Annotated in this window: 1 protein-coding gene; it reads left to right on the forward strand. The window is 58.2% G+C overall.

Going from position 1 to position 526, the window contains the following annotated elements; genetic code table 11:
* On the forward strand, nt 1-526 hold a 526-nt coding region (locus QJ48_RS34770; RefSeq protein ID WP_272948188.1), incomplete at both ends, for an MATE family efflux transporter.

Consider the following 526-nt stretch of genomic DNA (forward strand, 5'->3'; position numbering starts at 1 on the left):
CTTCGGCTCGATGGCGACCGCAGCATTCGGTGCAGCGATGCAGCTCTCAAGCTATATTCAAATGCCGGCGATGGCGATCGGCGGCGCCGTGTCCACGCTGGCTGCGCAGAACGTCGGAGCGGGCAAATGGGACCGGGTGCATAAGACGACGCTGCTTGGCATTGTGTTCAACTTTGTGATGACGGGCGCGCTCGTCGGACTGATCTATGTATTCAACCGGCAGGCGCTTCAATTGTTTCTGCAGGACGAGGCGGCAATTGCCATCGGAATGAACATCAACCATATTACGCTGTGGGCGTTCGTACTCTTCGGGATTACGTTCGTCGTCTCCGGCGTCGTTCGTTCGACCGGCGCGGTCATGGTGCCGCTGCTTACCGCCTTCCTGGCGCTCTGGTGCATCCGTGTGCCGGTGGCCTACTATTTGGGAAATACGTTCGGGCTGGAAGCGCTCTGGTGGAGCTTTCCCATCGGCTTTTGCATCAGCATTGTGATTTCCGTTGCTTACTACGTGTGGGGGAATTGGCGC

It is taken from the genome of Paenibacillus sp. A3 (genome assembly GCF_001399685.1).
Classification (GTDB): Bacteria; Bacillota; Bacilli; order Paenibacillales; family NBRC-103111; genus Paenibacillus_G.